Genomic DNA, 23,823 nt, shown 5'->3' with positions numbered 1-23,823 from the left:
CGGAGTATAGCGTCATGACCGACACCGCACTGAAGCCGCTTCCCGACGACAAGGCGCAGGCGAGCTACGCCGACCGCGCGCGCGATGCCGCAGGACAGGCGCAGGAGAAAGTGAGCGCCGCAGCCACCGCGGCGGTCGACGCCGCGAAGGAGCGGCCCTACGCCGCCGCCGCGATCGGCGCCGGCGTCGCCGCCGCGGTAGCCGGCGCGGCCTTCGGCGTCGCCAAGCTGCTGGAAGACGACAAGCCGGCGGGAAAGGCCAAGGGCAGGAAATAGTCGTCACCCCGGGCTTGTCCCAGGGTCCAGAGTCGCGGCGCGATCGCTCGTGGCCCTGGACGCCGGGACGAGCCCGGCACGACGGTGTGGCACACCCGTCTTGCCAGCGTCATGCGCGGCACGTAATCATCCGCGATGACCGCCAACGACATCGTCACCCAACTCGACCGGCTCTACACTGCCTCGGTCGCCCGGCTACAGGCCGCCATTTCCGCTTACATCGCCGATGGTTCCGTCCCCAGCACGGAGGATCGGCGCAGCGGTGCCTTCGCTTATCCCGAAATCCGCCTGCGCTTCGCCGGCGGCGACGGCCGTCCCGCCCCGCTGCGCTCGTTCGGACGGCTGACCGCACCCGGCGAGTATCGGATCAGCGTGACCCGCCCGGCGCTGTTCGCCGACTATCTCGAAGAGCAGCTGACGCTGCTGATCGAGGATTACGACGTCACCGTCGACGCCGTGCCGGGCGGCCAGGAGATTCCCTTCCCCTACGTGATGGACGCCGGACATGCGCTGAGCCTCGACGCGGTGTCCGCGGCGGAGCTGGCGCGCTGGTTCCCGACGACCGAGCTGGCCCACATTGGCGACGAGATCGCCGATGGCCTGTGGGCGTCGATCGACGGCACCCGCCCGCTGGCGTTGTTCGATGGCCTGCGCACCGACTTCAGCCTCGCGCGCCTGCGCCACTACACCGGCACGCCCGCGGAGCACGTCCAGCGCTACGTCCTGTTCACCAACTACCACCGCTACGTCGACGAGTTCGTCCGCTGGGCGGCGACGGAGGTGGGCCGCGCCGACAGCCGCTTCACCGCGCTGTCCGGCCCGGGCGGCGTGCTGTTCAAGGCCGGCGACGATCCCGCCGCGCTGGACGACAGCGCGTGGCGGCGGCTGCAGATGCCCGCCTATCACCTGATGGCGGACGATCGCACCGGGATCACCCTGGTCAACATCGGCGTCGGTCCGTCCAACGCGAAGACGATCTGCGACCATCTCGCCGTCATGCGGCCGGAGGCGTGGCTGATGATCGGGCATTGCGGCGGCCTGCGCCCGTCGCAGCGGATCGGCGACTATGTCCTCGCCCACGCCTACCTGCGCGACGACCACGTGCTGGACGACATGTTGCCGCCGGAAATCCCCGTGCCCGCCATCGCGGAGATCCAGCAGGCGCTGGCGCGCGCGGCGGAAACGGTGAGCGGCCAGTCCGGCGACGAGCTGAAGCGACGCCTGCGCACCGGCACGATCGTGACCACCGACGATCGCAACTGGGAATTGCGCTACAGCCGCTCCGCGCTGCGCTTCTCGCTCAGCCGCGCGGTGGCGATCGACATGGAGAGCGCGACGATCGCGGCGCAGGGCTTCCGCTTCCGCGTCCCCTACGGCACCTTGCTGTGCGTATCGGACAAGCCGCTCCACGGCGAGCTGAAGCTGCCGGGGCAGGCCAACCGCTTCTACGAGCGCGCGATCAGCGAGCACATGCGGATCGGCATCGAGACGTGCGAGGAATTGTTCAGAGAAGGGCCCAAGCTGCACAGCCGCAAGCTGCGCGCGTTCAACGAACCGCCGTTCCGCTAAGTCCCCATCGGAAACCATCGTCCCGCCGTGCGTTACGGGCGCGAACCGATCCATCGTGGGAGCGAGACATGGCCGACGACACCACCGACACCCCCACCCCGCCCGCTCCCCGCCGTCGCGCGCCGCGCAGCAGCGCGGGCGGAGCCAAGAAGCCGCCCGCCAAGTCTGCCGCCGGCACCACGGACGCGGCGGACAAGCCGCAGACCACGCGCAAGCGGACCGCCGGGACGACCGCCGCCGCGAAGCCGCGGACGGCCAAGCGCTCCACCCCGTCGAGGGGCGCCGCCTCGCGCTCGGTCGTCGGGCGATCGGTGGATGCGGTCACGCACACCGCCGGCGACGCGGGAGCCGCGGTGTCGAATGCCGCGACCAGCGCGAAGAAGTCGGCGAAGCGCGCGGGCACGGGCGCGCGCAAGGCCGCGACTCGCGCGGGCAAGCGGGTGGAGACCGCGACGGAGAAGGTCGGCGGACGCTGGGGCGCCGCGGCCATCGCCGGCGGCGTGGCCGCGATCGGCGCGGCGGCGACGGCGGCGCTGCTGTCGCTGCGCGGATCGACGCCCAAACCGCCCGCATCGGCGTCCAAACCGAAGGGCGGGGCCCATCAGCCCGACGGCACCGATTCCTCCGCCTCGTTCAAGGCGGGGATCGCCGACGAGAACACGATTCCGGAGTAAGCGCCGCCGTCAGCCGCGCAGGAAGTCGGCGATGGCGCGGCCCAATTCGGCCTTGGTGACCGAACTCATGTGGTTGCCCGGCACCTCGACGAGGGTTGCGTGAGGCAAGGCGGCGGCGAGATCCGCCGCCGACCCGTTGTCGGCATCGTCCCTGCCGTTGACCACCAGCACCGGCTGCGACAGCGCGCGCAGCGTCTCCACCGGTGTGTCGACGAACGTGTCGATCACGCCGCGCAGCGCCACCGGATCGCCCCCGGTCGTCTTCAGGAACGCCTCTGCCAACCACGCGGGCGAGCCGCGCTCGTGCTCGCCGAGGTGGTCGAGGATGTGGCGGAAATGGCCGGCACGGCGGTTCGTGTCCACCAATCCTTCCAGCCCCATGCCGGAAAAGATCACCCGCCCGGGCGTCGCCCCGGTCGCCAGCATCCGCGACGTCGTGCGCGCGCCCAGCGAGTAGCCGCCGAGATCGTAGTCGGTCAGCCGCAGGTGCGCGACCAGCGCGTGTCCGTCGCGCGCCAGCGCGTCGGGCGGATAGGCGGCGGGATCGTGCGGGCGCGCGCTCTCGCCGTGGCCGCGCAGGTCGGGCATGATGACGCGGAAGCCCTCCGCCGCGATCGCGGCGGCGTGGCCGTAGCGGATCCAGTTGGTCGCCGCGTCGGAGAAATAGCCGTGGATCAGCACCACCGGTCTCCCCTCGCCCATCTCGCGCCAGGCGAGCCGGGTGCCGTCGAAACCGTCGAAGAAGCGCGTTTCAGTCGGGGAGCTTGCCACAGGCGTCCATCCACTTGGCGGTGATGTTCGGGAGTTCGTCGGTGCGCGTGTCCGGCAGGGCGACGGTGTCGCGCCACGCCTCGTGCCGGCTCTCGACGCCGAAATGGCCGAACGGCCGCAGCCGCGCCGCCTCGTCGAAGCTGCCGACGGTCAGATCCATCTGGTCCGATCCCGCGCCCTCGTAGGTCAGCGGCGTACCGCAGGCCGCGCAGAAGCCACGCTCGGCGATCGGCGAGGAGGCGCGGCGGTCGGGCTCGCGCGTCGTCCACGTCACGGCGGCGCGCGGCACCTGGATCAGCGCGGCGTACACGCCGCCGGTCGCCCGCTGGCACATGCGGCAGTGGCAGAGGTAGGCGCGCGCGGGATCCTCCACGCTCACCTGGAAGCGCACGCGCCCGCACTGGCATCCGCCGGTCATGTCCTGCGCCATGCCGCGGTGCTAGCGGGCGGGGCGTGACGGGTAAACCGGCGAGCGCGGCTTTCGCAGGCTTGGCGGATCGCGCCGGATTGTGGCGCGATCCACGGCTCACGCCAGCCACCTTCCTCGACGACTTCACGAAAATTCAAGCTTTTCCGGTGTTTTCGCGATCTGGCACGCGCCCTGCTTAGCGATGGGCAACACGGATGGCCGCTATCGCGCCATCCCCCTGCCGGAGCCCGATCGATGACCGACACCCCCGCCCCCGCTGCCAAGGACAACCTGTTCGGCGTGTGCGCCGCCATCGGCGAGGACTTCGGCTTCGATCCGATCTGGCTGCGCGTCGGGTTCGCCGTAGCGCTGCTGTTCAGCCTGGAGGCGGTGCTGGCGACCTATGCCGCGCTCGGCCTGGTCGTGCTGGTCAGCCGCCTCATCGCGCCCAGCCGCAAGCCCGCCGCCGCTCCCGCTGTCGCCGCGACGTTCGCGATGCCGGAGGAGCCGCTGCGCCGCGCGGCGTGACGGCTCAGCCCTCGAGCTGGCCGAGCAGCACGCGCACCGCGCCGTCCACATCGCGGTCGGAGTCGCGCAGCTCCTCGATCCGGCGGACCGCGTGGATCACCGTCGAATGGTCGCGTCCGCCGAACTTGCGGCCGATCTCCGGCAGCGAACGCGTCGTCAGCCGCTTGGCCAGGTACATCGCGATCTGTCGCGGCCGCGCCACCGCCCGCGCGCGGCGCGCGGAGACGAGGTCGAGCGGCTTCAGCTCGAAGTGATCCGACACCGCTTTCTGGATCTGGTCGATCGTGACGCGCCGCTGCCCGCCGCGCAGCTGGTCGGCCAGCGTCTGCATCGCGAATTCCAGGTCGATGGTCGTGGCGGTCAGCTGGGCATAGGCCAGGATGCGGTTCAGCGCACCCTCCACCTCGCGCACGCTGGAGGTGATGCGCCCGGCCAACAGCTCGATCACCTCCGACGGGACGCGCGCCTCGACCTCCGCGGCGCGGCGCTCCAGCACGGTGCGGCGCAGGTCGACGGTGGACGGGCGGATGTCCGCCACCAGCCCGGCGCCGAGGCGCGACAGCAGCCGCGGTTCGATGCCGTCCATCGCCTGCGGCGCGCGGTCGGCGGCGATCACCAGCCGCTTACCCGCCGCCATGATCTCGTTGACCGTGTGGAAGAATTCCTCCTGCGTTGCGTCCTTGCCCGCGATGAACTGCAGGTCGTCGATCAGCAGCAGGTCGCAGCCGCGCAGCCGCGTCTTGAAGGCATGGGTGTCGCGCGCGCGCATGGCGGCGACGAAATCGAACATGAACCGCTCCGCCGACATCATCAGCACGCGTGCGTCGGCGTGCGCGTCGAGAAAGGCATGGCCGATCGCGGTCATCAGGTGCGTCTTGCCCTGCCCGGTTCCGCCGTGGAGGAACAGCGGGCTGAACCGCACCGGGCCCGGCGCCGCCAGCGCCCGGGCCGCGTTCACCGCGACCAGATTCGACGCGTCCGCGACGAAGCGGTCGAAGGTGAGCCGCGGGTCCAGCAGCGGACGGTCGGGAACGGAGGCGACCGCGGCCGGTGCGGCGGCGACCGGAGCAACGGCCGGTGCGGCCATGGGTGCTTCGGCCAGCACCTCGGTCACGACCGCCGCCGCGCGCTGCGTCTCGATCGACACGGTGCGGACCGCGGGAATCTGCGCGCGGAACTCGTGCACCAGACGCTCGGCGTAATGGTTGCGTACCCAGTTCGTCATGAACGCACTGGGCAGCGTCAGCCGCACGTCCTGCCGGTCGGAGGCGTCGGCCAGCGCGATGGGCGCCAGCCACTGGTCGAACAGGCGCGCGCCCGCGGACAGGCGCAGGTTCGTGCGGACCCGGGCCCACGCCCGTGCCAGCTCGTCACCGCTCTCGTCCCGGGTCCTCGCTTGCGCCACGCACACCTCTCCCGCTGCCGCGAAGCGGGTGCTCGCGCGGTGCCTTCGTCCAACCGAAAGATCGTCCCCCCTTCCGGTCCCGCCGCACGCCAAAGACGCTGTCGACGGTACCCGTCGCAGCGGTCGCCGCGCCGGGAGGTGAAGGGATAGGAACAGCGGCGTGAGTCGATCAAGCCCGCCGCCCGCCACAAAACCGAAATAAACCCCATTGACTCGACCCCGGCCGCGGAAACGCGTCGGATTTCTTATAAGTCGCTGTTTAGATGATGTTTTATGAGAGAGCACCCGGAACGGACCGGCTCGAATCGCGGTATTTCCGATGCTTTGCCCCGCGTGATCCCGGTTCCCGCGCGAGCATGAAAAAACCCGCCGGAGCGCTCGCTCCGGCGGGTCAGATCTTCGTGCGTCGCCGCGGTTCAGCCGAGCGAGGCAAGCCGCTTCGTCAAGCGCGAGAACTTGCGCGAGGCGGTGTTCTTGTGGAGCACGCCCTTGGCCACGCCGCGTGCCAGCTCGGGCTGCGCCGCCGCCAGCGCGGTGGTGGCGGTCGCCTTGTCGCCGGCCGCCAGCGCCGCCTCCACCTTCTTGATGAAGGTCCGGATACGGCCGACGCGATTCCCGTTGATCTCGGCGCGGCGCTCGTTCCGGCGGATGCGCTTCTTGGCTTGCGGCGTGTTCGCCATGAAAGTCCTCTAAACAGCAGAAATGTGGAAAAGAGGGCGCGGGATGGCCCATGCCCTCTTCGAAGCGGCGCCCTTACCCCGCGGGGCCGCGCGCGTCAACTGCGCTGGCAGGCCGGGCACCAGAAGGTCGAACGCCCACCTTCGGCATAGCGATGCACGGTGCCGCCGCAGCCGCACGGCAACCCCTCGCGGCCATAGACCGCGAACTGCTTGGAGAAATAGCCGAGCTCGCCGTCGGGCCGGGCATAGTCGCGCAAGCTGGAGCCACCGGCGCGGATCGCCTCCTCCAGCACCTGGCGCACCGCACCGACGAGCCGCTCCAGCCGCGCGAGCGCGATGCGTCCCGCCGCGCGGCGCGGATGGATGCGCGCGTGGAACAGCGCCTCGCACACGTAGATGTTGCCGAGCCCCGCCACCACGCGCTGGTCGAGCAGCGCCAATTTGATCGAGGTGCTCTTCCCCGCGAGCGCCCGCCGCAGCCCCGCCGCGGAGAAGGCGTCGCCGAGCGGCTCCGGCCCCAGCGCCACGAAGGCGGGAAAAACGGGTAGCTGCGCCGTCGGCCACAGGTCGACGGATCCGAATCGCCGCGGATCGTTGAGCGCCACGCGCCGGCCCGCGCCCGTATCGAGCATCAGATGGTCGTGCGGCAGCAGGTCCGCCGGGTCCACGCGCCATCGGCCGGACATGCCGAGATGGAAAATCATCGTGTCGCCGCGGTCGGTATCGATCAGCCCGTATTTCGCGCGCCGCGACAGTCCGGTGACGCGCGCGCCGGTCAGCCGTTGCCGCAGGTCAGGCGGGAACGGCCGGCGCAGGTCGCCGCGACGTGTCTCCAGCGCGGCGATCACCTGCCCCTCCAGCACGGGGGCGAGCCCGCGCACGGTGGTCTCGACTTCGGGAAGCTCGGGCACCCGAACGCCCTAGCGGGTCGCCCCCCGCCCCGCTAGAGCCGCGGATCATGACCGAAACCGTCTCCTTCGGCTACGAAGACGTCGCGCCTGCGGAGAAGACCGCGCGGGTGCGCGGCGTCTTCTCCAACGTGGCCGCCCGATACGACCTGATGAACGACGCCATGTCCGCGGGCATGCACCGGCTGTGGAAGGATCGCTTCGTGCGGCGCGTGAAGCCGCGCGCCGGGGAGCAGATTCTCGACATGGCGGGGGGCACCGGGGACATCGCCTTCCGCCTGGCGGAAAGCGGGGCGTCGATCACGGTTGCGGACATCAATCCCGAAATGCTGGCCGTCGGCGTCGATCGCGCCGCCAAGCGCGGCATCGACGGCTTGGTCTGGACGGAGGCGAATGCGGAGACGCTGACCTTCCCCGACCGTTTCTTCGACGGCTACACCATCGCCTTCGGCATCCGGAACGTGACGGACATTCCTGCGGCGCTGCGCGAGGCGCATCGCGTGCTCCGTCGCGGCGGGCGGTTCTACTGCCTGGAATTCTCGACGACGCTGTGGCCCGGCTTCGCCGAGATCTACGACGCCTATTCGCACCGGCTGGTGCCCAAGCTGGGCAAGCTGCTGGCGAACGACGAGGACAGCTATCGCTACCTGATCGAATCGATCCGCCGCTTTCCCGACATGCCGACGTTCGAGCGGATGATCGGCGAGGCCGGCTTCGTGCAGACCGCGGTGGAGCCGATGCTGGGCGGGCTGGTGGCGATCCATTCGGGGTGGAAGATCTGACCTCCGCCGTCGTCCACACCTGGCGCCTGCTGAAATGGGGCCGCACGCTGGCGCGGCACGGGGCGCTGCGCGGGCTGGAGCGCGACCGCAACACGCCGCTGCGGCTGCGCCGGCTGCTGCGCCTCGCCCGGCTGGGCGCGCGCGTGCCCGAGCAGCCGGAATATGCCGCCGCCTTCACCGCGATCGGCCCTGCGGCGATCAAGCTGGGGCAGACGCTGGCGACGCGGCCCGATCTGGTCGGCGATGTCGCGGCGACCGACCTGCTGCGCCTGCAGGATGCGGTGCCCCCCGTCCCCTTCGCCGCGGTCCGCGCGCAGATGGAGGCGAGCTTCGGCCGGCCGCTGGAGCAGTTCTTCGCCTCGATCGACGAGGTGCCGGTCGGCGCCGCCTCGATCGCGCAGGTGCACCGCGCCGTCACCACCGACGGCCGCACCGTCGCGGTGAAGGTGATGCGCCCGCAGGTGGAGGAGGAGTTCGCCCGCGCCATCGACACCTATCAATGGGCGGCCGCGCAGGTGGAGCCGATGGGCGGCGAGATCGCGCGGCTGCAACCGCGCCTCGTCATCGAGACGTTCAAGCGCTGGACCCAGCGCGAGCTGAACTTCACCCGCGAGGCGGCGTCAGCGTCCGAACTGGCGGAAACGATGAAGGCGGAACCCGACTTCATGGTCCCCGCCATCGACTGGCAGCGCACCACGGGCCGGGTGCTGACGATCGAGTGGCTGGACGGGATCAAGCTGTCCAACCGAGAGGCGCTGATCGCCGCCGGGCACGACCTGCCGCGGCTCGCCCGCGTGCTGGTCCACGCCTTCCTGCGACAGGCGATCGCCGACGGCTTCTTCCACGCCGACATGCACCAGGGCAATCTGTTCGCGCTGCACGACGGCCGGGTGGCGGCGATCGACTTCGGCATCATGGGGCGGATCGACCGGCGCGCGCGGATGTGGCTGGCGGAGATCCTCTACGGGCTCATTACCGGCAACTACCGCCGCGTGGCGGAAATCCACTTCGAGGCGCAATACGTGCCCGCGCACCACAGCGTCGACGAGTTCGCGACCGCCCTGCGTGCCGTGGGCGAGCCGATGCGCGGGCTGCCGGTGAAGGACATGTCGATCGGCATGATGCTGGACGGCCTGTTCGCGATCACCCGCGACTTCGACATGGTGACGCAACCGCACCTGCTGCTGCTGCAGAAGACGATGGTGATGGTGGAGGGCGTGGCGACCGGGCTCGATCCGGACATCAACCTGTGGGAAACGGCCGGCCCCTTCGTCGAGGAGTGGATCCGCACCGAGCTGGGGCCGGAAGCGGCGGTGGCGGACCGCATCGTCGCCGACGTGCGCACGCTCGCCCGGCTGCCCGAACTGGTCCGCCGCATCGAGGCGCGCTTCCCCGCTCCCGGCGGCGCGCCCCCGGCGCCTCCGCTTCGCGAGATCGAGCTGGTACGGATCGGCGGCGGCTGGCGCTACGCGCTGGCCGGGCTGATCGGCGCGCTGGGCGGCGGCGCGGCGCTGCTCGCGTTCCAGGCGTGGTGAGGCCGGTCGCGCCACTGTGGCTGGCGCGGCCGTCGCGCTTCGCCGGGCTGGAGCGGCCGACCGCGCGGGTGGTCGCGCTCCTCGCCGCGCTGCTGGTGCTGCTGAGCTTCACCGCGCTGGTCGGCGCCGCCCCGCCGCCGGTCGAGGGCCCGGTCGCCACCGCGGACGATCGCGCCGACGTCCTCCTCTACGACACGATCGTCGAGCAGGTGCGCCACGGCGCGGATTATTACGTGGTCGCGGCGCAGGAGATGCGCCGGTCGGACTATCCGCTGCGTCCCTTCGTCACGATGCGGCTGCCGACGCTGGCGGTGGTGCAGGCGCATTTGCCGCCCTTCGCCACCACGGCGCTGCTCTACGCGCTGGTCGTGGCGGTGACCGCGGCCTGGTACGCGCGGCTGCGCGGGCCGCTGCCGCGGCGCGCGCCGCGCCTGCTCGCCGCCGTGCTGCTGCTGGCTGGCGTGGCGCCGTTCGTGCAGCGCGATCTCCTCGCCTTCCACGAGGTGTGGGCAGGGCTGCTGATCGCGCTGTCGCTGGCGCTGCGGCGCCCGGGCCACGCCACCGCTGCCATCGCGATGGGCCTCTCCGCCATGCTGATCCGCGAGACCGCGGCGCTCTACGCCGGCGTGATGCTGGCCGGCGCGCTGCTGGGCGGGCGGCGCGGCGAGGCGCTGGGCTGGACCGCGGCGCTGGCGGTGCTCGCCGCGGCCGTGGCCGCCCATGCCGCCGCGGTGGCGACGGTGACCGGGCCGTTCGACCCGACGTCGCCGGGGTGGGCCGGGCTGCTCGGCTACGGCTTCTTCGTGCGCGCGATGACCGCGCTGACCGCGCTCGCCGTCCTTCCCGCCTGGATCGCGGCGCCGCTGGTGCCGCTGGCGCTGATCGGCTGGGCCTCGTGGCGCGACCCGCTGGCGCTGCGCGTGCTGACGACGCTGGCGGGCTACGCGCTGCTGCTGGCGCTGTTCGCGCGGGTGGATACCTATTACTGGGGCATGATGGCGGCGCCGCTGCTGCTGGTCGGCCTCGCCTTCGCCCCCGACGGCGTGCGCGATCTGCGGCGCGCGGCGGGCGCGCGGCGGCGGATCACGGTGACGCGCGGGCTGCGCGGGGAGGCCGGACGGTGAAGCGCATCCTTCTGATCGTCGGCGGGGGCATCGCCGCCTACAAGGCGTGCGAGATCGTTCGCGGGCTGCGCAAGGCGGGCCACCGCGTGCGCTGCGTCCTGACCGACGGCGGCGCGCACTTCGTGACGCCGATGACGCTGGCGGCGCTCAGCGAGGAGCAGGTGTTCACCACGTTGTGGGATCTGAAGGACGAGGCGGAGATGGGGCACATCCAGCTCAGCCGCGAGGCCGACCTGATCGTCGTCGCGCCCGCCACCGCGGACCTGATGGCGCGCATGGTCGCGGGCATCGCCGACGACCTGGCAACGACGGTCCTGCTCGCCACCGACACGCCGGTCCTCGCCGCGCCGGCGATGAACGTGCGGATGTGGCTGCACCCCGCCACGCAGCGCAACGTCGCCGCGCTGCGCGCCGACGGCGTCGCGGTGATGGAGCCCGACGAGGGCGCGATGGCCTGCGGCGAGTTCGGCCCCGGTCGCCTGCCGGAGCCGGCGGCGATCCTGGCGCGGATCGAGGCGATGCTGGCGCCGCGCGACGCGTCGCTGGCCGGACGCCACGTGCTGGTCACGGCAGGGCCCACGCACGAGCCGATCGATCCCGTCCGCTACATCGCGAACCGCTCGTCGGGACGGCAGGGCTATGCCATCGCCGGCGCGCTGGCGGCGCTGGGCGCGCGAGTGACCTTGGTGTCCGGGCCCGTGGCGCTGCCGACGCCCGCGCAAGTGACGCGCGTCGACGTGGAGACCGCGCGCGAGATGGCGGCGGCGGTGGAGGCCGCCCTGCCCGCCGACGCCGCAGTGATGGTGGCTGCGGTCGCCGACTGGCGCGCGGAGGATGCCGCGGGGCAGAAGATCAAGAAGACCGGCGATGCCCCCGCGGCGCTGCGCCTGGTGGAGAATCCGGATATCCTCGCCACGCTGGGACGCGGGGCGGCCCGGCCGCGGCTGGTGGTGGGCTTCGCGGCGGAGACGGAGAAGGTGACCGAGCACGCCGCCGCCAAGCTGGCGCGCAAGGGCGCCGACTGGATCGTCGCCAACGACGTATCGGGCGACGTGATGGGCGGCGCGTCGAACGCCGTCCACCTCGTCACCGCCACCGGCGTCGAGACGTGGGAGCGGCTGCCCAAGGACGAGGTCGCGCGGCGCCTGGCCGACCGCATCGCCGCGGCGCTGCGCTGATCCCCCTCCCGCGCGAGGATGCGCTGCGCTACGGCGGGGCATGACCGAGCCGATCGCGATCCGCCTGCGCCGCCTGCCCCATGGCGAGGGCCTGCCCCTGCCCGCCTATGCCACCGATGGGGCCGCGGGCATGGACGTGGTGGCGGCGGAGGATGTGGTGCTGGCACCCGGCGCGCGATGCGCGGTGGCGACGGGGTTCGCGATCGCGATCCCCACGGACTGCGAGGTGCAGGTGCGCCCCCGCTCCGGACTGGCTCTGCGCCATGGCATCACCTGCCTCAACACCCCCGGCACGATCGATTCGGACTATCGCGGCGAGGTGAAGGTCATCCTCGCGAACCTGGGCCGGGAGGAGGTGACGATCGCGCGCGGCGACCGGATCGCGCAGTTGGTCCCCGCGCCCGTGCTGCGCGCGCGGATCGACGAGGTCGCGGTGCTGGACGACACCGCCCGCGGCCACGGCGGCTTCGGTTCAACCGGTCGTTGAGGCCGACTACCCAAATCGGCGTTCTTTCGCATCGCTTCGACTTTTTAGACTGTTGCCGCCGATATTCACGCGACTATGGAACCGGTGCGGCATCGTCTGTGTTGCCGCGCAGCATCGGTTCGGAAGCGTTTTTCCGGCCATGGATGTCTTCGGGTTGCTACGGACGAATGTTCGTGCCATGGCCTCGCTGACGAGCACAAAGGGAGTTCATTATGCGTCTTGGGAAGCTTTTCCTGACCGCCGCTGCGGTCACGATGGCCGCCGCTCCGGCGGTTGCCGCTCCTGCCAATTCGGCGGCGAGCCTGTCGGTTGCCAAGTCGGCTCGCGCCGCGTCGGCGACGTCGAAGAAGAACGAGCTGGCCGGTGGCGGCGTGATCGTCGCGATCCTGGCGGCTGCGGCGGTTGTCGCCGGCATCGTCGTCGTCGCCGACGAGGACGATGACGCGGACAGCAACTGATCCCAGCGATCGGTTCTGACGAAAGATAGCGGTCCGCGAGGGCCGCTATTTTTTTGCGCATCGGGCGTGAGAGTCGCGTGAGGCGTCGTGGCATGCGCACCCGTCATGGCTGGGCGGTCGACGGTCCGGACGGTGAAGAGGTTGCGCTTCAACTCGCGGCGATCGCCCTTTAGGGCGACGTCATGCTCTCGCCCGAGGAACTCGCCCGCTACGCGCGGCACATCGTCCTGCGTGAAGTGGGGGGCGCAGGCCAGCAGCGGCTGAGGCGCGCCACCGTCGTCGTCGTCGGTTGCGGCGGGATCGGCAGCCCCGCGGTCCAATATCTCGCCGCGGCGGGCGTCGGGCGACTGCGACTGATCGACGACGATGCGGTGGATCTTTCCAACCTGCAACGGCAGACGATCTTCGCCACCACCGACGTCGGCGTCTCCAAGGCGGAACGCGCGGCCGAGCGGGTCGCGGCGATCAACCCGCACGTTACCGCCGAGCCGGCCGCGACGCGGCTGGACGCCCGCAACGTCGACGCGCTGCTGACCGGCGCGGACGTGGTGGTGGACGGCTGCGACAATTTCGCGACCCGCCTGCTCGTCGCCGACGCGGCGCTCGCCGCGCGCGTGCCCCTCGTCTCCGCCGCGATCGGGCAGTTCGAGGGGCAGCTCGGCGTCTTTCGGGGTTGGGAGGCGGATCGCCCCTGCTACCGCTGCTTCGTCGGCGCCGCGCCCGAGCGCGACGGCGTCAGCTGCGCCGAGGCGGGCGTGCTGGGGCCGGTCGCAGGCGTGCTGGGCAGCCTCGCCGCGCTGGAGGCGATCCGCGCGATCGCGCCATTCGGCGAGGATCCGGCGGGCAGCCTTCTCCTCGCCGATCTGCTGGCGCTGCGCTTCCGCACGCTGCGCCTGCCCAAGGACCCCGGCTGCCCTGCCTGTTCAGGCCAGTAGCGCGCGCGCGAAGTCGCGCACCGCGGGGCCGATGTCCTCCCGCGCCAGCGCCAGCGCCAGATTCGCCTGGATGAAGCCCGCCTTGTCGCCGCAATCGTAGCGGTCGCCGTCGAAGCGGAAGCCGTGGAACGGCTGGCGGCCGATCAGCTTGGCCATGGCGTCGGTCAGCTGGATTTCGCCCCCTGCCCCGGTCTCCTTGGCGGACAGGATCTCCATCACCTCGGGCTGGAGGATGTAGCGGCCCGGGATCATCAGGTTGGACGGCGCGCTGCCTTGCGCGGGCTTCTCCACCAGCGCCTGCACCTCCACGAGCGTCCCATCGTCGCTGCCGGGCGAGATGACGCCGTACTTGTGCGTTTCCGCGTCGGGCACCGCCAGCGCGCCGATCACGTTGCCGCCGACGCGGCCGTATGCCTCGACCATCTGCTTCATGAAGCCGCCGACCATCAGCTCGTCCGGCAGCAGCACCGCGAACGGCTCGTCGCCGACGATCTCGCGCGCGCACCACACCGCATGTCCCAGGCCCAGCGGCTCCTGCTGGCGCACGTAGACCGGACTGCCCGGTTGCATCCGGATGTTCTCGATCAGCGCCAGCGACTTGCCGCGCGCCTTCATCGTCGCCTCCAGCTCGTAGGAGACGTCGAAATGGTCCTCCAGCGCGCCCTTGCCGCGGCCGGTGACGAAGATGATCTGCTCGATGCCCGCTTCCAGCGCTTCCTCGACCGCATACTGGATCAGCGGCTTGTCGACGACGGTCAGCATCTCCTTGGGCATCGACTTGGTCGCCGGCAGGAAACGGGTGCCGAGACCGGCGACAGGAAAGATCGCCTTGCGGACGGGCTTGATCGTCATGAGAGCTCCTCGTGTGTCTCGTCTCGCCCGCCTATCGGCAAGGCGGCGCGGCGCAAGGGTTTTTCCTTGCGGTTGCACCCACGCACCGGCGCGCCTAAGTCGACGCCGTCCCATGACGTCAACGTTCCACCGATGCTGAAGAAGTTGTTGCGTGCCGCGCGCACGCCAGCCCGCGCGCCATGGCAGGTGCCGCCGGGGCGGCGCGTCTATGCCGTGGGCGACATCCACGGCTCGCTCGCCCAGCTCGACGCGCTGATCGCGAAGATCGACGCCGACGACCGTGCCCGCGGTCCGGCGCGGACGGACCTGGTCTTCCTCGGCGACCTGGTCGACCGCGGACCCGATTCGGCGGGCGTCGTGGAGCGGTTGCTGCGCCGGTCACGCGAGCGGGCGGACGCGCGCTTCATCATGGGCAATCACGAGGAGATGTTCCTCGCGACGATCGCGGGCGACGCGAAGGCGGCGCGGCTGTTCTGCCGCGTCGGCGGCCGCGAAACGGCGCTGAGCTACGGACTGGACGCGCCCACCTACGAGCGGATGGACCATGCGGAACTGGCCGCGTGGCTGGCCGCGCACGTCCCGGCGGATCACGTCGCCTTCCTCTCGGCGTTCGAGGAGATGGTCGGCGTGGGCGACTATCGCTTCGTCCATGCCGGCGTGCGGCCGGACAAGCCGCTGGACGAGCAGCGCGCCGCCGACCTGCGCTGGATCCGCGAACCGTTCCTCAGCCATCCCAAGCCGCTGGAGGCGATGATCGTCCACGGCCACACGATCAGCGAGGGGGTGGACTATCGCCCGCACCGGATCGGCATCGACACCGGCGCCTACGAGGGCGGCCCGCTGACCGCGCTGGGTCTGGAGAGCGAGGAGCGGTGGGAATTGTCCGCCGCGTGAGCGCGGATCGCCGGCGCCATCCGTGGGTCGACGCCATCACCCTCACAAACGGAACCGCCCTCCCGAGCATTTGCCGGGAAGGCGGTCGGCGTTCTCACATCGTCGTGATGGTCTTTTAGCGACCGCCGCCCGCGCCGGGAGGCAGCGCACCGGGAGGTACGGCGCCGCCGGGCATCGCGCCGGGCGCCATCATCTGCTGCTGCTGAAGCGCGCGGAGCGTGGCTTCGGGAATGAAGTCGACCAGCTCGACGTCGAACACCAACGTCGAATTGGCGGGGATTGGCCCCTTGGCCTCTGCGCCGTAACCCAGCTCCGGCGAAATCCAGAAACGGTACTTCGCGCCCTTGGGCATCAGCTTCAGCCCCTCGCTGAAGCCCTTGATCATGCCCGCCACCGGCAGCGGCGTGGGCTGCTGCGACTGGTCGAAGATCGTGCCGTTGGGCAGCTTGCCGACGTAATTGACAAGGGCAACGTCGGAGTCGGTCGGGTGCGCGGTGCCGCTGCCGGGGGCGATCACGCGATAGCGCAGGCCCGACGGCGTGGTGCGAATGCCGGTGTCGCCCGCCTTCGCCAGCGCCACTCCCGCGACCAGCGCGAGCGCCAGGCCCAGCCACAGCCAGACGAGATAGGCGCGCTTGACGGGGAGCAGCGGAACGGCGGTGACGGTCGACATAGGCGGGCGCTCTGCTGGGCGGTTGCAGGCCCGGGTCACGGGCCCGGCGCCGCGGGTAGTCACATCAGGGTCACGAGCGGCCGGCGCCTCGTGCGCCGGCCCGCGCGCTCACCGCGCGCCGTCGCGCTCGGCGCGCTTGCGCTCCAGCTTGCGGGCGCGGCGCACGGCGGCGGCACGCTCGCGCGCGCGCTTCTCCGACGGCTTCTCGTAGTGGCGACGCAGCTTCATCTCGCGATACACGCCCTCCCGCTGCAGCTTCTTCTTGAGCGCGCGAAGGGCCTGGTCGACGTTGTTGTCGCGGACGATGATCTGCATAAACCCAAAGAACTCCGGAAAAACGGCAATCGCGGCGACAGGCAGGCCTGCGCCGAATGGACCGGCTCTAACAGAGCGCGGCGCCTTAGGCAACCTCGACCGGCGGGATCGCGCGACGGTGCGCGAGCACCGGAAGCCTGGCGCGCACCTCGGCGAGGCGCGCGGCGTCGAGCGCGGCGAAGGCCAGGCCCGGCACGTCGCCCGCGTCGGCGATCACCTCTCCCCACGGGTCGACCGCCAGCGAGTGGCCGTAGGTGGCGCGCCCGTCCTGGTGCTCCCCCGCCTGCGCCGCCGCCACGACGAAGGCCGCCGCCTCCACCGCTCGCGCACGTAGCAGCAGGTGCCAGTGCGCCGCCCCCGTTGGCCGGGTGAAGGCGGCCGGGACAGACAGGATCGTCGCGCCCGCGTCGCTCAAGGCGCGATACAGGTCGGGAAAGCGCAGGTCGTAGCAGATCGACAGGCCCAGCCGCCCCGCGGGCGTATCCACCACCACGGCGCGCGCGCCCGGCGCATAGGCGGCCGATTCGCGCCAGCTCTCGCCCGTCGGCAGGTCGACGTCGAAGAGGTGCATCTTGTCGTAGCGGGCACGGACCGCTCCCTCGGCGTCGATCACGAAGCCGCGGTTGGCGAGCCGGCCGTCGTCGCGACGGAGCGCCAGCGAGCCCAGGTGGACCCACACGCCGTGGCGAGCGGCGGCGTCGCGCACGGCGGCGAGAACCGCGTCGTCGCCTTCACCGCGGATCGACGCCGCGGCGCGGGCGCGATCGCGATCCAGCAGGTTGGACATTTCCGGCGTGAAGACCATCGCCGCGCCGCCCGCCGCCGCCTCGGCGATCGCGGCGACCAGCGCCGCGGCATTGGCGGCCGGATCGATGCCGGTGGTCGTCTGTGCGAGCGCGATGCGGGTCATGCGGCAACCTCCGTCCTGCCGGAGCCGTCCCGGCCTCCATTGCGCCTATACGCGGGGCGCGCGGAAAGTGCAGGGCCGCCCTCCACCTGTGTCCCGCGCGCAACACCTGTCACGCGAACGCCGATTGTTGCAGCCCGGCAATGTCGGCGATACGCCGGTTGCGCACATCGACGGCATGTACCAGCCCGCCCGCATCGAACCAGCCCTCGGCCAACCGGCCGGCGAGGAGACCGTGGACACCGCGCACCGCCTGCTGATCGTCGACGACGACCCCGGCATCCGGGAACTGACCGCGGCCTTCCTGTCCGGTCATGGCTATCGCGTGGACGTCGCCGCCGACGGGGCGGAAATGCGCGCGCTGATGGCGCGCGACGGCTACGCGCTGATCGTGCTCGACGTGATGATGCCGGGCGAGGACGGGCTGTCGATCCTCCGCTCGCTCGACCGCGCCACCGGGCCGGCGGTCATCATCATGAGGGTCATCGGCGAGGAGGTGGACCGCATCGTCGGGCTGGAGATGGGCGCGGACGATTACGTCGCGAAGCCCGCCAACCCGCGCGAGCTGCTGGCGCGCATCCGCTCGGTACTGCGGCGCAAGGACGCCGCCGCCACTGCCGCGCCGATCCCTGGGGCCCGGCCGTTCCTGCGCTTCGCGGGCTGGCGTCTGGACGCGGTGGCGCGTCAGCTGTTCGATCCGGACGACGTGGTCATCAACCTGTCCGACGGCGAGTTCCGGCTGCTGCTGGCGCTGGTCGAGCATCCGCGCCGCGTGCTGACGCGCGACCAGTTGCTGGACCTGTCGCGCGGCGTCGATTCGGATCATTTCGATCGCGCCATCGACGTGCAGGTCAGCCGCCTGCGCCGCAAGCTGGCGCGCGACGATGCCTCCGGCGAGCAGGTGGAGCTGATCCGCACGGTCCGCAACGAAGGCTATATGTTCGTCGCGCATGTCGACCGTCGTTAGCCGGGCCGCGCGGCCCATCGCGGCGCACATCCTGGCGCTGGTGATCGGCGCGGTGGTCGCGGCGACGGCGGTGCTGTTCTTCGTGACGTACAGCGGCCCGCCGCCGATGGAGCCGCCACGCCCGCTGTTCGCCGTCGCCGACGCGCTGCGCGGATCGCCGCCGCCGGGACGACGCGCGCCGCCGCAACGCGATTTCGGCCGCGACCGGCCGCTGACGGTGGCCCGCACCGATGCCGCACCGCCGCCGCGCTGGCGCGAGAGCGCGGATGCTGCCACGGCGGCGCGGATCGCCGCGCTGCTGCGCGTGCCCGCGACCCAGGTGATCGCCAATACGGAGCTGCGCCCGCGGCGCGGCGGACGCGAGCTGTTCGGTCGCTTCACCGTGGCGTGGCGCACCGGCGACGGCTGGCGCGTGGTGCGCAACGCCACCGGTCCCGCCTTCACGCGCTGGCACGCCAACACGCTGGCGGCGATGGCGCTGGCGATCGCGCTGCTCGCCCTTCCCGCCTGGGCGCTGGCGCGCGCCGTCTCGCGCCCGCTGCGCGAGCTGGCGCGCGCGGCGGCGGCGGCGCAGGCGGGGGCGGCGCGACCCGATTTCCCCACGGGCGGCCCGGCGGAGGTCCGCGCGCTGACCGCCGCGGTGGGCGCGATGCACGATCGGCTGGCGAGCCATGCCGAGGGGCGCACCGCGATGCTGGGCGCGATCGCGCACGACCTGGGCACCCCGCTCAGCCGCCTCGCCTTCCACGTGGATCGGCTGCCCGAATCGCTGCGGGATCGCGCCATGGCCGACATCGACGAGATGCGCGCGATGATCGCCGACACGCTCCGCTTCGCGCGCGACGAATCGGCCTCCGGCGAGGCGGTGCGGCTCGACCTCGCCAGCCTGATCGACAGCCTGGTCGAGGACATGGCGGTGGCGGGCGCGCCCGTCACGGCACGGCCGGGCGAGCGCGCGGTGGTGCGCGGCGACGCGGGCGCGCTGCGGCGGCTGTTCGCGAACCTGATCGACAATGCGGTGCGCTACGGCGGCGAGGCGGCGGTCGCCTGGCGCGTCGAGGGCGGCACGGTGTGCGTGACGGTGGCGGATCGCGGCCCCGGCGTTCCCGCGACTCAGGCCGAGCGCCTGTTCGAGCCGTTCGTGCGCGGCGAGGCGTCGCGCAACCGCGCCACCGGGGGCACGGGGCTGGGCCTGGCGATCGTGCGGTCGATTACGGCGCGGCACGGGGGCAGCGTGTCGCTGGGCCCGCGCGACGACGGCGCGGGCGCGGTGGCGGCGGTGGTGTTGCCGCTCGCCCGCTGATGCCGGCGCGCTGAAACAATCCGCAACATGTGCGTCGCGCGGCGACATTCGCGCGCGACACGGCGGCGTCATCTTCTTCGGCAGGAACCGGAGGGAACGCCATGCAGCACGACGACCACATCATCGAGGATCACGACCGCGGACTGGCGCACGACCTGGCCGTGATGGCGCGGGTGATGGAGCGCCGCCGCGCATTGAAGTGGTTCGCGGGCGCCGGCACGATGGCGCTGGTCGCCGGCTGCGGCGGCGAAACGGACAGCAGCGCCACGACGACGAGCGCGACGCCCACGCCCACGCCGACCGCCACCGCCACGCCCACGCCCACGCCCACCGCGACGTCGGGCGCGGGATGCGTGCTGGACCCGACGGAAACCGCCGGCCCCTACCCCGCCGACGGGACGAACAGTTCGGCCGGCTCGACGTCGAACGTGCTGACCTCCAGCGGCGTGGTGCGCAGCGATATCCGGCCCAGCTTCCTGACGACCACCACCGTGGCGACGGGCACCAGGGTCACGCTGACGCTGACGGTGGTGAACGTGAACGCCTCGTGCGCGCCGCTGGCGGGATACGCCGTCTACCTGTGGCATTGCGACCGCAACGGCAATTACTCGCTCTACGCGTCGGGCGCGGCCGAGAGCTATCTGCGCGGCGTGCAGGTGACCGACGCCAATGGGCAGGTGACGTTCACGACGATCTTCCCCGCCTGCTACGACGGGCGCTGGCCGCACATGCACTTCGAGGTGTTCTCCAGCCTCTCCGCCGCGATCGGCGGGCGCTACGCCGTGCTGACCTCGCAGCTGGCGATGCCGGCCGCGTTGTGCACCACGGTGTTCGCCGACACGGCGACCTATCCCGGCAGCGCGAGCCGATTCGCGCGCGTGTCGCTGTCGAGCGACAACATCTTCGGCGACAACAGCGCGGCGCAGGTCGCGCAGCAGACGCCGACGTTCACCGGCTCCGCGGCAGCGGGCTATCAGGCGAGCGCGATCATCGGCATCGCGCGATAGCGTCAAAGCCGCTAAGGGGCGCGCCATGCACGGTGCGCCCCTCCGCCTCCACAACAGCCTGACCCGCGCGACGGAGACGTTCGCGCCGATCGAGGAGGGGCACGCCCGCGTCTACTCGTGCGGGCCGACCGTCTATCACTACGCGCATATCGGCAACCTGCGCGCCTATGTCTTCACCGACACCCTCTCGCGCCTGCTGACGTGGAAAGGGCTGCGGCTGACGCACGTCCTCAACATCACCGACGTCGGCCACCTGACCAGCGACGCCGACGCGGGCGACGACAAGATGGAGGCGGCGGCGAAGGCGAGCGGGCGCGACATCTGGCAGGTGGCGGCGCATTACACGCAGGCGTTCGAGGAGAACCTCGCCGCGCTGAACATCCGCACGCCGACGCATATGCCGCGCGCGACCGACCATGTCGCGGAGATGATCGAGTGGGGCCGCGCGATGGAGGCGAAGCATTGCTACCGCTTGGACGACGGCCTGTACTTCGACGTGACCAGCGTGCCCGACTATGGCGCGCTCGCGGGGAGCGCGGATGATGCGGCGGAGGGCCGGATCGCGGCGGTGGAGGGCAAGCGCCATCCGCAGGATTTCGCGATCTGGCGCACCTCCCCGCCCGGCGAGACGCGGCAGATGGAGTGGGATTCGCCCTGGGGCCGCGGCGCACCGGGCTGGCATCTCGAATGCTCGGTGATGAGCGCCAAATATCTCGGTCTGCCGTTCGACATCCACACCGGCGGGATCGACCATCGCGAGATCCACCACCCCAACGAGATCGCGCAGAACCAGGCGCATTGCGGCTGCGGCGACCCCGGGGCAAAGCTATGGCTGCACAACAACTTCCTCGTCGATCGTACGGGAAAGATGAGCAAATCCTCCGGCGATTTCCTGCGCCTCCAGCGACTGGTCGATCGCGGCTTCCACCCTCTCGCCTACCGCATGATGTGCCTGCAGGCGCATTATCGCAACGAGCTGGAATTCAGCTGGGACGGGCTCGCCGCGGCGCAGGTGCGGCTGAAGCGGCTGGTGCACGCCGTCGCCGCGCTGCGCGCACGCGACAGCGGCAAGGGCGGTGCGGAGGCGGGCCGCTATCTCGCGGAACTGGATGCGGCGCTCAGCGACGACCTGAACACCGCGCGCGCGCTGCCGGTGCTGGACGCCATGCTGGCGGACAAGGCGCTGTCGCCCTCCGCGCGGCTGGCGGCGCTGCCCGACTTCGACGCCGTGCTGGGGCTGAACCTGGCGGTGCTGTCGCGCGAGGACCTGCGCGTGCGCCCTGTCGACGCCGCGATCGACGGGGACCTGATCGAGGCACGGCTGGCCGAGCGGCGAGCGGCGCGCGCGGCGAAGGATTACGCGCGGTCGGACGCGATCCGCGACGAGTTGACGTGCGCGGGCGTGGAGGTGATGGACGGCGACCCGCTCGGATGGGATTGGAGACCGACGCTGTGAACCCCGTGCAACTGATCGAGCCGCGCCGCTTCGGCGACGCGCGGGGCTGGTTCACGGAGACGTACAACGAGGCGGCATTCCACGCGCGCGGGATCCCGTCACGGTTCGTGCAGGACAATCACTCGCTCTCCGTGTCGGCGTTCACGCTGCGCGGGCTGCATTTCCAGTCGCCGCCGGACGCGCAGGACAAGCTGGTGCGCTGCATCCGCGGGCGCATCTACGACGTGGCGGTGGACGTGCGGCGCGGGTCGCCCAGTTACGGGCAGTGGGTTGCCGCGGAGCTGTCGGCGGAGAACGGGCATCAGTTGTTCATCCCGGTGGGATTCGCCCACGCCTTTCTGACGCTGGAGCCCAATTGCGAGGTCGTCTACAAATGTTCGGCGCTCTACGCGCCGGCGAGCGACGGCGGCATCCGCTGGGACAGCGCCGGCATCGACTGGCCGCTCCCTGCGGGTACCGCGCCCGAATTGAGCGACAAGGACAAGGTGCTGCCGTCGCTTGACGACTTCGAAAGCCCGTTTGCCTACGACGGGCGCCCTCTCCTTCCCCTTTCCTGAAGGACCGACATGCGGATTTTCGTGACCGGCGGTGCCGGGTTCATCGGCTCGGCGCTGGTGCGTCACCTGATCGACGACACCGAGCATGCGGTGCTGAACTTCGACAAGCTGACCTACGCCGGCACGCTGTCGACGGTGGAGGGCGCGTCGCGCTCCAACCGCTACGAGTTCGTGCAGGGCGATATCTGCGACCGCGCCGCGGTGGAGGCGGCGATCCAGCGCTTCCGGCCCGACGTCGTCACGCATCTCGCCGCGGAGAGCCACGTCGACCGCTCGATCGACGGGCCGGACGCGTTCATTCAGACGAACCTGGTCGGCACCTTCACGATGCTATCCGCGGCGCGCAGCTACTGGCAGTCGCTCGAGAGCGAGGCGAAGGCGGCGTTCCGCTTCCATCACATCTCGACCGACGAGGTCTACGGCTCGCTGGGCGAGACGGGCCTCTTCACCGAGGACACGCCCTACGACCCGCGCTCGCCCTATTCGGCGTCGAAGGCGGGCAGCGACCATCTCGTCAGCGCCTGGGGCCACACCTACGGGCTGCCGGTGCTCATCACCAATTGCTCGAACAATTACGGGCCGTACCACTTTCCCGAGAAGCTGATCCCGCTGATGATCGTGAAGGCGCTCGCGGGCGAGACGCTGCCGGTCTACGGCAAGGGCGACCAGGTGCGCGACTGGCTGTATGTCGAGGACCACGTGCGCGCGCTGCGCCGCGTGTTCGAGGCGGGCACGGTGGGCCGCACCTACAATGTCGGCGGCAACAACGAAAAACAGAATCTGGAGGTCGTGCAGACCGTCTGCGCGATCCTCGACAGGCTGCGCCCGCGTGGCGACGGGAAGTCCTATGCCGAGCAGATCGGCTACGTCGCCGACCGGCCCGGGCACGACAAGCGCTACGCCATCGACGCGAGCCGCATCAGGGACGAGCTCGGCTGGGAGCCGGCCGAGACGTTTGAGAGCGGGATCGAGAAGACGGTCGCCTGGTATCTCGCCAACGAGGACTGGTGGCGCCCGCTGGTCGGGGCGAAGGCGAGCGAGCGGCGCGGGATCGCGGCCTGATCGTCATGCCGGGCTCGTCCCGGCATCCAGGGCGGCAAGAGCAACGGGCGTTGGGGCAAGCGGCCCTGGACCCCGGCACGAAGCCGGGGTGACGGGGGACGAAGGGAGCCGG

27 protein-coding genes are annotated in these 23,823 nt (G+C 71.3%); 18 read left to right on the top strand and 9 right to left on the bottom strand.

Annotated features, from left to right (window positions below):
* The first annotated feature begins 14 nt into the window (after positions 1 to 14).
* From HBH26_RS11905 to HBH26_RS11895, 3 genes are all read left to right on the top strand, one after another.
* On the top strand, positions 15 to 275 hold the full coding sequence (locus HBH26_RS11905) for a hypothetical protein (RefSeq protein ID WP_168134828.1): 261 nt from the start codon (positions 15 to 17) through the stop codon (positions 273 to 275).
* Between the two features lie 135 nt (positions 276 to 410).
* Positions 411 to 1,844 carry an AMP nucleosidase gene (locus HBH26_RS11900; protein ID WP_168134827.1) on the top strand — a complete coding sequence of 478 codons (1,434 nt, stop codon included), beginning with the start codon at positions 411 to 413 and terminating at the stop codon, positions 1,842 to 1,844.
* A gap of 68 nt (positions 1,845 to 1,912) precedes the next feature.
* Positions 1,913 to 2,518: a hypothetical protein gene (locus tag HBH26_RS11895; protein ID WP_168134826.1), complete on the top strand. Its 606-nt coding sequence runs from the start codon at positions 1,913 to 1,915 to the stop codon at positions 2,516 to 2,518.
* A 9-nt stretch (positions 2,519 to 2,527) separates the two neighbouring features.
* Here the strand turns inward: HBH26_RS11895 and HBH26_RS11890 are convergent, their stop codons facing one another.
* Positions 2,528 to 3,289: an alpha/beta fold hydrolase gene (locus tag HBH26_RS11890; RefSeq protein WP_168134825.1), complete on the bottom strand. Its 762-nt coding sequence runs from the start codon at positions 3,287 to 3,289 to the stop codon at positions 2,528 to 2,530.
* Positions 3,270 to 3,719 carry a GFA family protein gene (locus HBH26_RS11885; protein ID WP_168134824.1) on the bottom strand — a complete coding sequence of 150 codons (450 nt, stop codon included), beginning with the start codon at positions 3,717 to 3,719 and terminating at the stop codon, positions 3,270 to 3,272. The genes HBH26_RS11890 and HBH26_RS11885 overlap by 20 nt, the downstream gene beginning before the upstream one ends.
* Before the next feature lie 234 nt (positions 3,720 to 3,953).
* Here HBH26_RS11885 and HBH26_RS11880 point away from each other — a divergent pair, with 234 nt between their 5' ends.
* Positions 3,954 to 4,226, top strand: a complete 273-nt coding sequence (locus HBH26_RS11880) for a PspC domain-containing protein (RefSeq protein ID WP_168134823.1) — start codon at positions 3,954 to 3,956, stop codon at positions 4,224 to 4,226.
* A 4-nt stretch (positions 4,227 to 4,230) separates the two neighbouring features.
* On the opposite strand, the gene dnaA is transcribed toward HBH26_RS11880, so the two are convergent.
* From dnaA to mutM, 3 genes are all read right to left on the bottom strand, one after another.
* Positions 4,231 to 5,631 carry a chromosomal replication initiator protein DnaA gene (gene dnaA, locus HBH26_RS11875; protein WP_168134822.1) on the bottom strand — a complete coding sequence of 467 codons (1,401 nt, stop codon included), beginning with the start codon at positions 5,629 to 5,631 and terminating at the stop codon, positions 4,231 to 4,233.
* A gap of 416 nt (positions 5,632 to 6,047) precedes the next feature.
* The gene (rpsT, locus tag HBH26_RS11870) at positions 6,048 to 6,311 is read right to left on the bottom strand and encodes a 30S ribosomal protein S20 (RefSeq protein WP_168134821.1); all 264 of its coding nucleotides are present in this window, start codon (positions 6,309 to 6,311) and stop codon (positions 6,048 to 6,050) included.
* Positions 6,312 to 6,406: 95 nt separating this feature from the next.
* A complete protein-coding gene (gene mutM / locus HBH26_RS11865; protein ID WP_168134820.1) occupies positions 6,407 to 7,222 on the bottom strand; it encodes a bifunctional DNA-formamidopyrimidine glycosylase/DNA-(apurinic or apyrimidinic site) lyase in 816 nt (271 codons plus the stop codon).
* Between the two features lie 47 nt (positions 7,223 to 7,269).
* On the opposite strand from mutM, the gene HBH26_RS11860 reads away from it, so the two are divergent.
* The 7 genes from HBH26_RS11860 (at position 7,270) to moeB (ending at position 13,718) form a co-directional block, all read left to right on the top strand.
* Positions 7,270 to 8,001 (top strand): class I SAM-dependent methyltransferase, encoded by a 732-nt coding sequence (locus HBH26_RS11860; protein ID WP_168134819.1) that lies wholly within the window; start codon positions 7,270 to 7,272, stop codon positions 7,999 to 8,001.
* Positions 7,998 to 9,536, top strand: coding sequence for a 2-polyprenylphenol 6-hydroxylase (gene ubiB / locus HBH26_RS11855; RefSeq protein WP_168134945.1), 1,539 nt, complete (start codon positions 7,998 to 8,000; stop codon positions 9,534 to 9,536). The genes HBH26_RS11860 and ubiB overlap by 4 nt, the downstream gene beginning before the upstream one ends.
* Positions 9,533 to 10,660 (top strand): hypothetical protein, encoded by a 1,128-nt coding sequence (locus HBH26_RS20720; protein ID WP_338057341.1) that lies wholly within the window; start codon positions 9,533 to 9,535, stop codon positions 10,658 to 10,660. Before ubiB ends, HBH26_RS20720 begins: the two co-directional genes overlap by 4 nt.
* On the top strand, positions 10,657 to 11,838 hold the full coding sequence (gene coaBC, locus HBH26_RS11845) for a bifunctional phosphopantothenoylcysteine decarboxylase/phosphopantothenate--cysteine ligase CoaBC (RefSeq protein ID WP_168134817.1): 1,182 nt from the start codon (positions 10,657 to 10,659) through the stop codon (positions 11,836 to 11,838). The genes HBH26_RS20720 and coaBC overlap by 4 nt, the downstream gene beginning before the upstream one ends.
* A 40-nt stretch (positions 11,839 to 11,878) precedes the next feature.
* Entirely contained in the window at positions 11,879 to 12,325 is a 447-nt protein-coding gene (gene dut / locus HBH26_RS11840) for a dUTP diphosphatase (RefSeq protein ID WP_168134816.1), read from the top strand.
* A gap of 212 nt (positions 12,326 to 12,537) precedes the next feature.
* Positions 12,538 to 12,783 (top strand): hypothetical protein, encoded by a 246-nt coding sequence (locus tag HBH26_RS11835; protein WP_209308510.1) that lies wholly within the window; start codon positions 12,538 to 12,540, stop codon positions 12,781 to 12,783.
* Positions 12,784 to 12,965: 182 nt separating this feature from the next.
* On the top strand, positions 12,966 to 13,718 hold the full coding sequence (gene moeB / locus HBH26_RS11830) for a molybdopterin-synthase adenylyltransferase MoeB (RefSeq protein WP_168134815.1): 753 nt from the start codon (positions 12,966 to 12,968) through the stop codon (positions 13,716 to 13,718).
* On the opposite strand, the gene galU is transcribed toward moeB, so the two are convergent.
* Positions 13,707 to 14,570: a UTP--glucose-1-phosphate uridylyltransferase GalU gene (gene galU / locus HBH26_RS11825; protein WP_168134814.1), complete on the bottom strand. Its 864-nt coding sequence runs from the start codon at positions 14,568 to 14,570 to the stop codon at positions 13,707 to 13,709. The genes moeB and galU overlap by 12 nt on opposite strands.
* A 132-nt stretch (positions 14,571 to 14,702) precedes the next feature.
* Here galU and HBH26_RS11820 point away from each other — a divergent pair, with 132 nt between their 5' ends.
* The gene (locus HBH26_RS11820; RefSeq protein WP_168134813.1) at positions 14,703 to 15,464 is read left to right on the top strand and encodes a metallophosphoesterase family protein; all 762 of its coding nucleotides are present in this window, start codon (positions 14,703 to 14,705) and stop codon (positions 15,462 to 15,464) included.
* Positions 15,465 to 15,579: 115 nt separating this feature from the next.
* Here HBH26_RS11820 and HBH26_RS11815 read toward each other — a convergent pair whose 3' ends face one another.
* From HBH26_RS11815 to HBH26_RS11805, 3 genes are all read right to left on the bottom strand, one after another.
* Positions 15,580 to 16,137: an FKBP-type peptidyl-prolyl cis-trans isomerase gene (locus HBH26_RS11815; RefSeq protein ID WP_168134812.1), complete on the bottom strand. Its 558-nt coding sequence runs from the start codon at positions 16,135 to 16,137 to the stop codon at positions 15,580 to 15,582.
* 108 nt (positions 16,138 to 16,245) lie between these two features.
* Complete coding sequence (gene rpsU / locus HBH26_RS11810) at positions 16,246 to 16,452, bottom strand: 30S ribosomal protein S21 (RefSeq protein WP_007404630.1); 207 nt, start codon at positions 16,450 to 16,452, stop codon at positions 16,246 to 16,248.
* 85 nt (positions 16,453 to 16,537) lie between these two features.
* Positions 16,538 to 17,362: a carbon-nitrogen hydrolase family protein gene (locus HBH26_RS11805; RefSeq protein WP_168134811.1), complete on the bottom strand. Its 825-nt coding sequence runs from the start codon at positions 17,360 to 17,362 to the stop codon at positions 16,538 to 16,540.
* A 175-nt stretch (positions 17,363 to 17,537) separates the two neighbouring features.
* Here HBH26_RS11805 and HBH26_RS11800 point away from each other — a divergent pair, with 175 nt between their 5' ends.
* From HBH26_RS11800 to rfbB, 6 genes are all read left to right on the top strand, one after another.
* Positions 17,538 to 18,326 (top strand): response regulator, encoded by a 789-nt coding sequence (locus HBH26_RS11800; protein ID WP_168134943.1) that lies wholly within the window; start codon positions 17,538 to 17,540, stop codon positions 18,324 to 18,326.
* Positions 18,310 to 19,629 (top strand): sensor histidine kinase, encoded by a 1,320-nt coding sequence (locus HBH26_RS11795; protein WP_168134810.1) that lies wholly within the window; start codon positions 18,310 to 18,312, stop codon positions 19,627 to 19,629. Before HBH26_RS11800 ends, HBH26_RS11795 begins: the two co-directional genes overlap by 17 nt.
* A 101-nt stretch (positions 19,630 to 19,730) precedes the next feature.
* Positions 19,731 to 20,636, top strand: coding sequence for a dioxygenase family protein (locus HBH26_RS11790; protein ID WP_168134809.1), 906 nt, complete (start codon positions 19,731 to 19,733; stop codon positions 20,634 to 20,636).
* 25 nt (positions 20,637 to 20,661) lie between these two features.
* On the top strand, positions 20,662 to 22,092 hold the full coding sequence (gene cysS / locus HBH26_RS11785; protein ID WP_168134808.1) for a cysteine--tRNA ligase: 1,431 nt from the start codon (positions 20,662 to 20,664) through the stop codon (positions 22,090 to 22,092).
* Positions 22,089 to 22,649, top strand: coding sequence for a dTDP-4-dehydrorhamnose 3,5-epimerase (gene rfbC / locus HBH26_RS11780; RefSeq protein WP_338057340.1), 561 nt, complete (start codon positions 22,089 to 22,091; stop codon positions 22,647 to 22,649). The genes cysS and rfbC overlap by 4 nt, the downstream gene beginning before the upstream one ends.
* A 9-nt stretch (positions 22,650 to 22,658) precedes the next feature.
* The gene (gene rfbB / locus HBH26_RS11775; protein WP_168134806.1) at positions 22,659 to 23,711 is read left to right on the top strand and encodes a dTDP-glucose 4,6-dehydratase; all 1,053 of its coding nucleotides are present in this window, start codon (positions 22,659 to 22,661) and stop codon (positions 23,709 to 23,711) included.
* The last annotated feature ends 112 nt before the right edge of the window (positions 23,712 to 23,823 follow it).

The sequence above is a fragment of the Sphingomonas corticis genome (assembly GCF_012035195.1).
GTDB lineage: Bacteria > Pseudomonadota > Alphaproteobacteria > Sphingomonadales > Sphingomonadaceae > Sphingomonas > Sphingomonas corticis.
This window is presented reverse-complemented; position numbering and strand designations above follow the sequence as displayed.

Bases quoted from the DNA above. Each gene is read 5' to 3' on its own strand.
- rpsU (WP_007404630.1), bottom strand. From the start codon at position 16,452: ATGCAGATCATCGTCCGCGACAACAACGTCGACCAGGCCCTTCGCGCG.
- rpsT (WP_168134821.1), bottom strand. From the start codon at position 6,311: ATGGCGAACACGCCGCAAGCCAAGAAGCGCATCCGCCGGAACGAGCGC.
- HBH26_RS11790 (WP_168134809.1), top strand. From the start codon at position 19,731: ATGCAGCACGACGACCACATCATCGAGGATCACGACCGCGGACTGGCG.
- HBH26_RS11820 (WP_168134813.1), top strand. From the start codon at position 14,703: ATGCTGAAGAAGTTGTTGCGTGCCGCGCGCACGCCAGCCCGCGCGCCA.
- HBH26_RS11815 (WP_168134812.1), bottom strand. From the start codon at position 16,137: ATGTCGACCGTCACCGCCGTTCCGCTGCTCCCCGTCAAGCGCGCCTAT.
- HBH26_RS11880 (WP_168134823.1), top strand. From the start codon at position 3,954: ATGACCGACACCCCCGCCCCCGCTGCCAAGGACAACCTGTTCGGCGTG.
- HBH26_RS11860 (WP_168134819.1), top strand. From the start codon at position 7,270: ATGACCGAAACCGTCTCCTTCGGCTACGAAGACGTCGCGCCTGCGGAG.
- moeB (WP_168134815.1), top strand. From the start codon at position 12,966: ATGCTCTCGCCCGAGGAACTCGCCCGCTACGCGCGGCACATCGTCCTG.
- HBH26_RS11805 (WP_168134811.1), bottom strand. From the start codon at position 17,362: ATGACCCGCATCGCGCTCGCACAGACGACCACCGGCATCGATCCGGCC.
- HBH26_RS11900 (WP_168134827.1), top strand. From the start codon at position 411: ATGACCGCCAACGACATCGTCACCCAACTCGACCGGCTCTACACTGCC.
- HBH26_RS11800 (WP_168134943.1), top strand. From the start codon at position 17,538: ATGTACCAGCCCGCCCGCATCGAACCAGCCCTCGGCCAACCGGCCGGC.
- dut (WP_168134816.1), top strand. From the start codon at position 11,879: ATGACCGAGCCGATCGCGATCCGCCTGCGCCGCCTGCCCCATGGCGAG.
- cysS (WP_168134808.1), top strand. From the start codon at position 20,662: ATGCACGGTGCGCCCCTCCGCCTCCACAACAGCCTGACCCGCGCGACG.
- HBH26_RS11835 (WP_209308510.1), top strand. From the start codon at position 12,538: ATGCGTCTTGGGAAGCTTTTCCTGACCGCCGCTGCGGTCACGATGGCC.
- rfbB (WP_168134806.1), top strand. From the start codon at position 22,659: ATGCGGATTTTCGTGACCGGCGGTGCCGGGTTCATCGGCTCGGCGCTG.
- HBH26_RS11885 (WP_168134824.1), bottom strand. From the start codon at position 3,719: ATGGCGCAGGACATGACCGGCGGATGCCAGTGCGGGCGCGTGCGCTTC.
- HBH26_RS11905 (WP_168134828.1), top strand. From the start codon at position 15: ATGACCGACACCGCACTGAAGCCGCTTCCCGACGACAAGGCGCAGGCG.
- galU (WP_168134814.1), bottom strand. From the start codon at position 14,570: ATGACGATCAAGCCCGTCCGCAAGGCGATCTTTCCTGTCGCCGGTCTC.
- HBH26_RS11895 (WP_168134826.1), top strand. From the start codon at position 1,913: ATGGCCGACGACACCACCGACACCCCCACCCCGCCCGCTCCCCGCCGT.
- HBH26_RS11795 (WP_168134810.1), top strand. From the start codon at position 18,310: ATGTCGACCGTCGTTAGCCGGGCCGCGCGGCCCATCGCGGCGCACATC.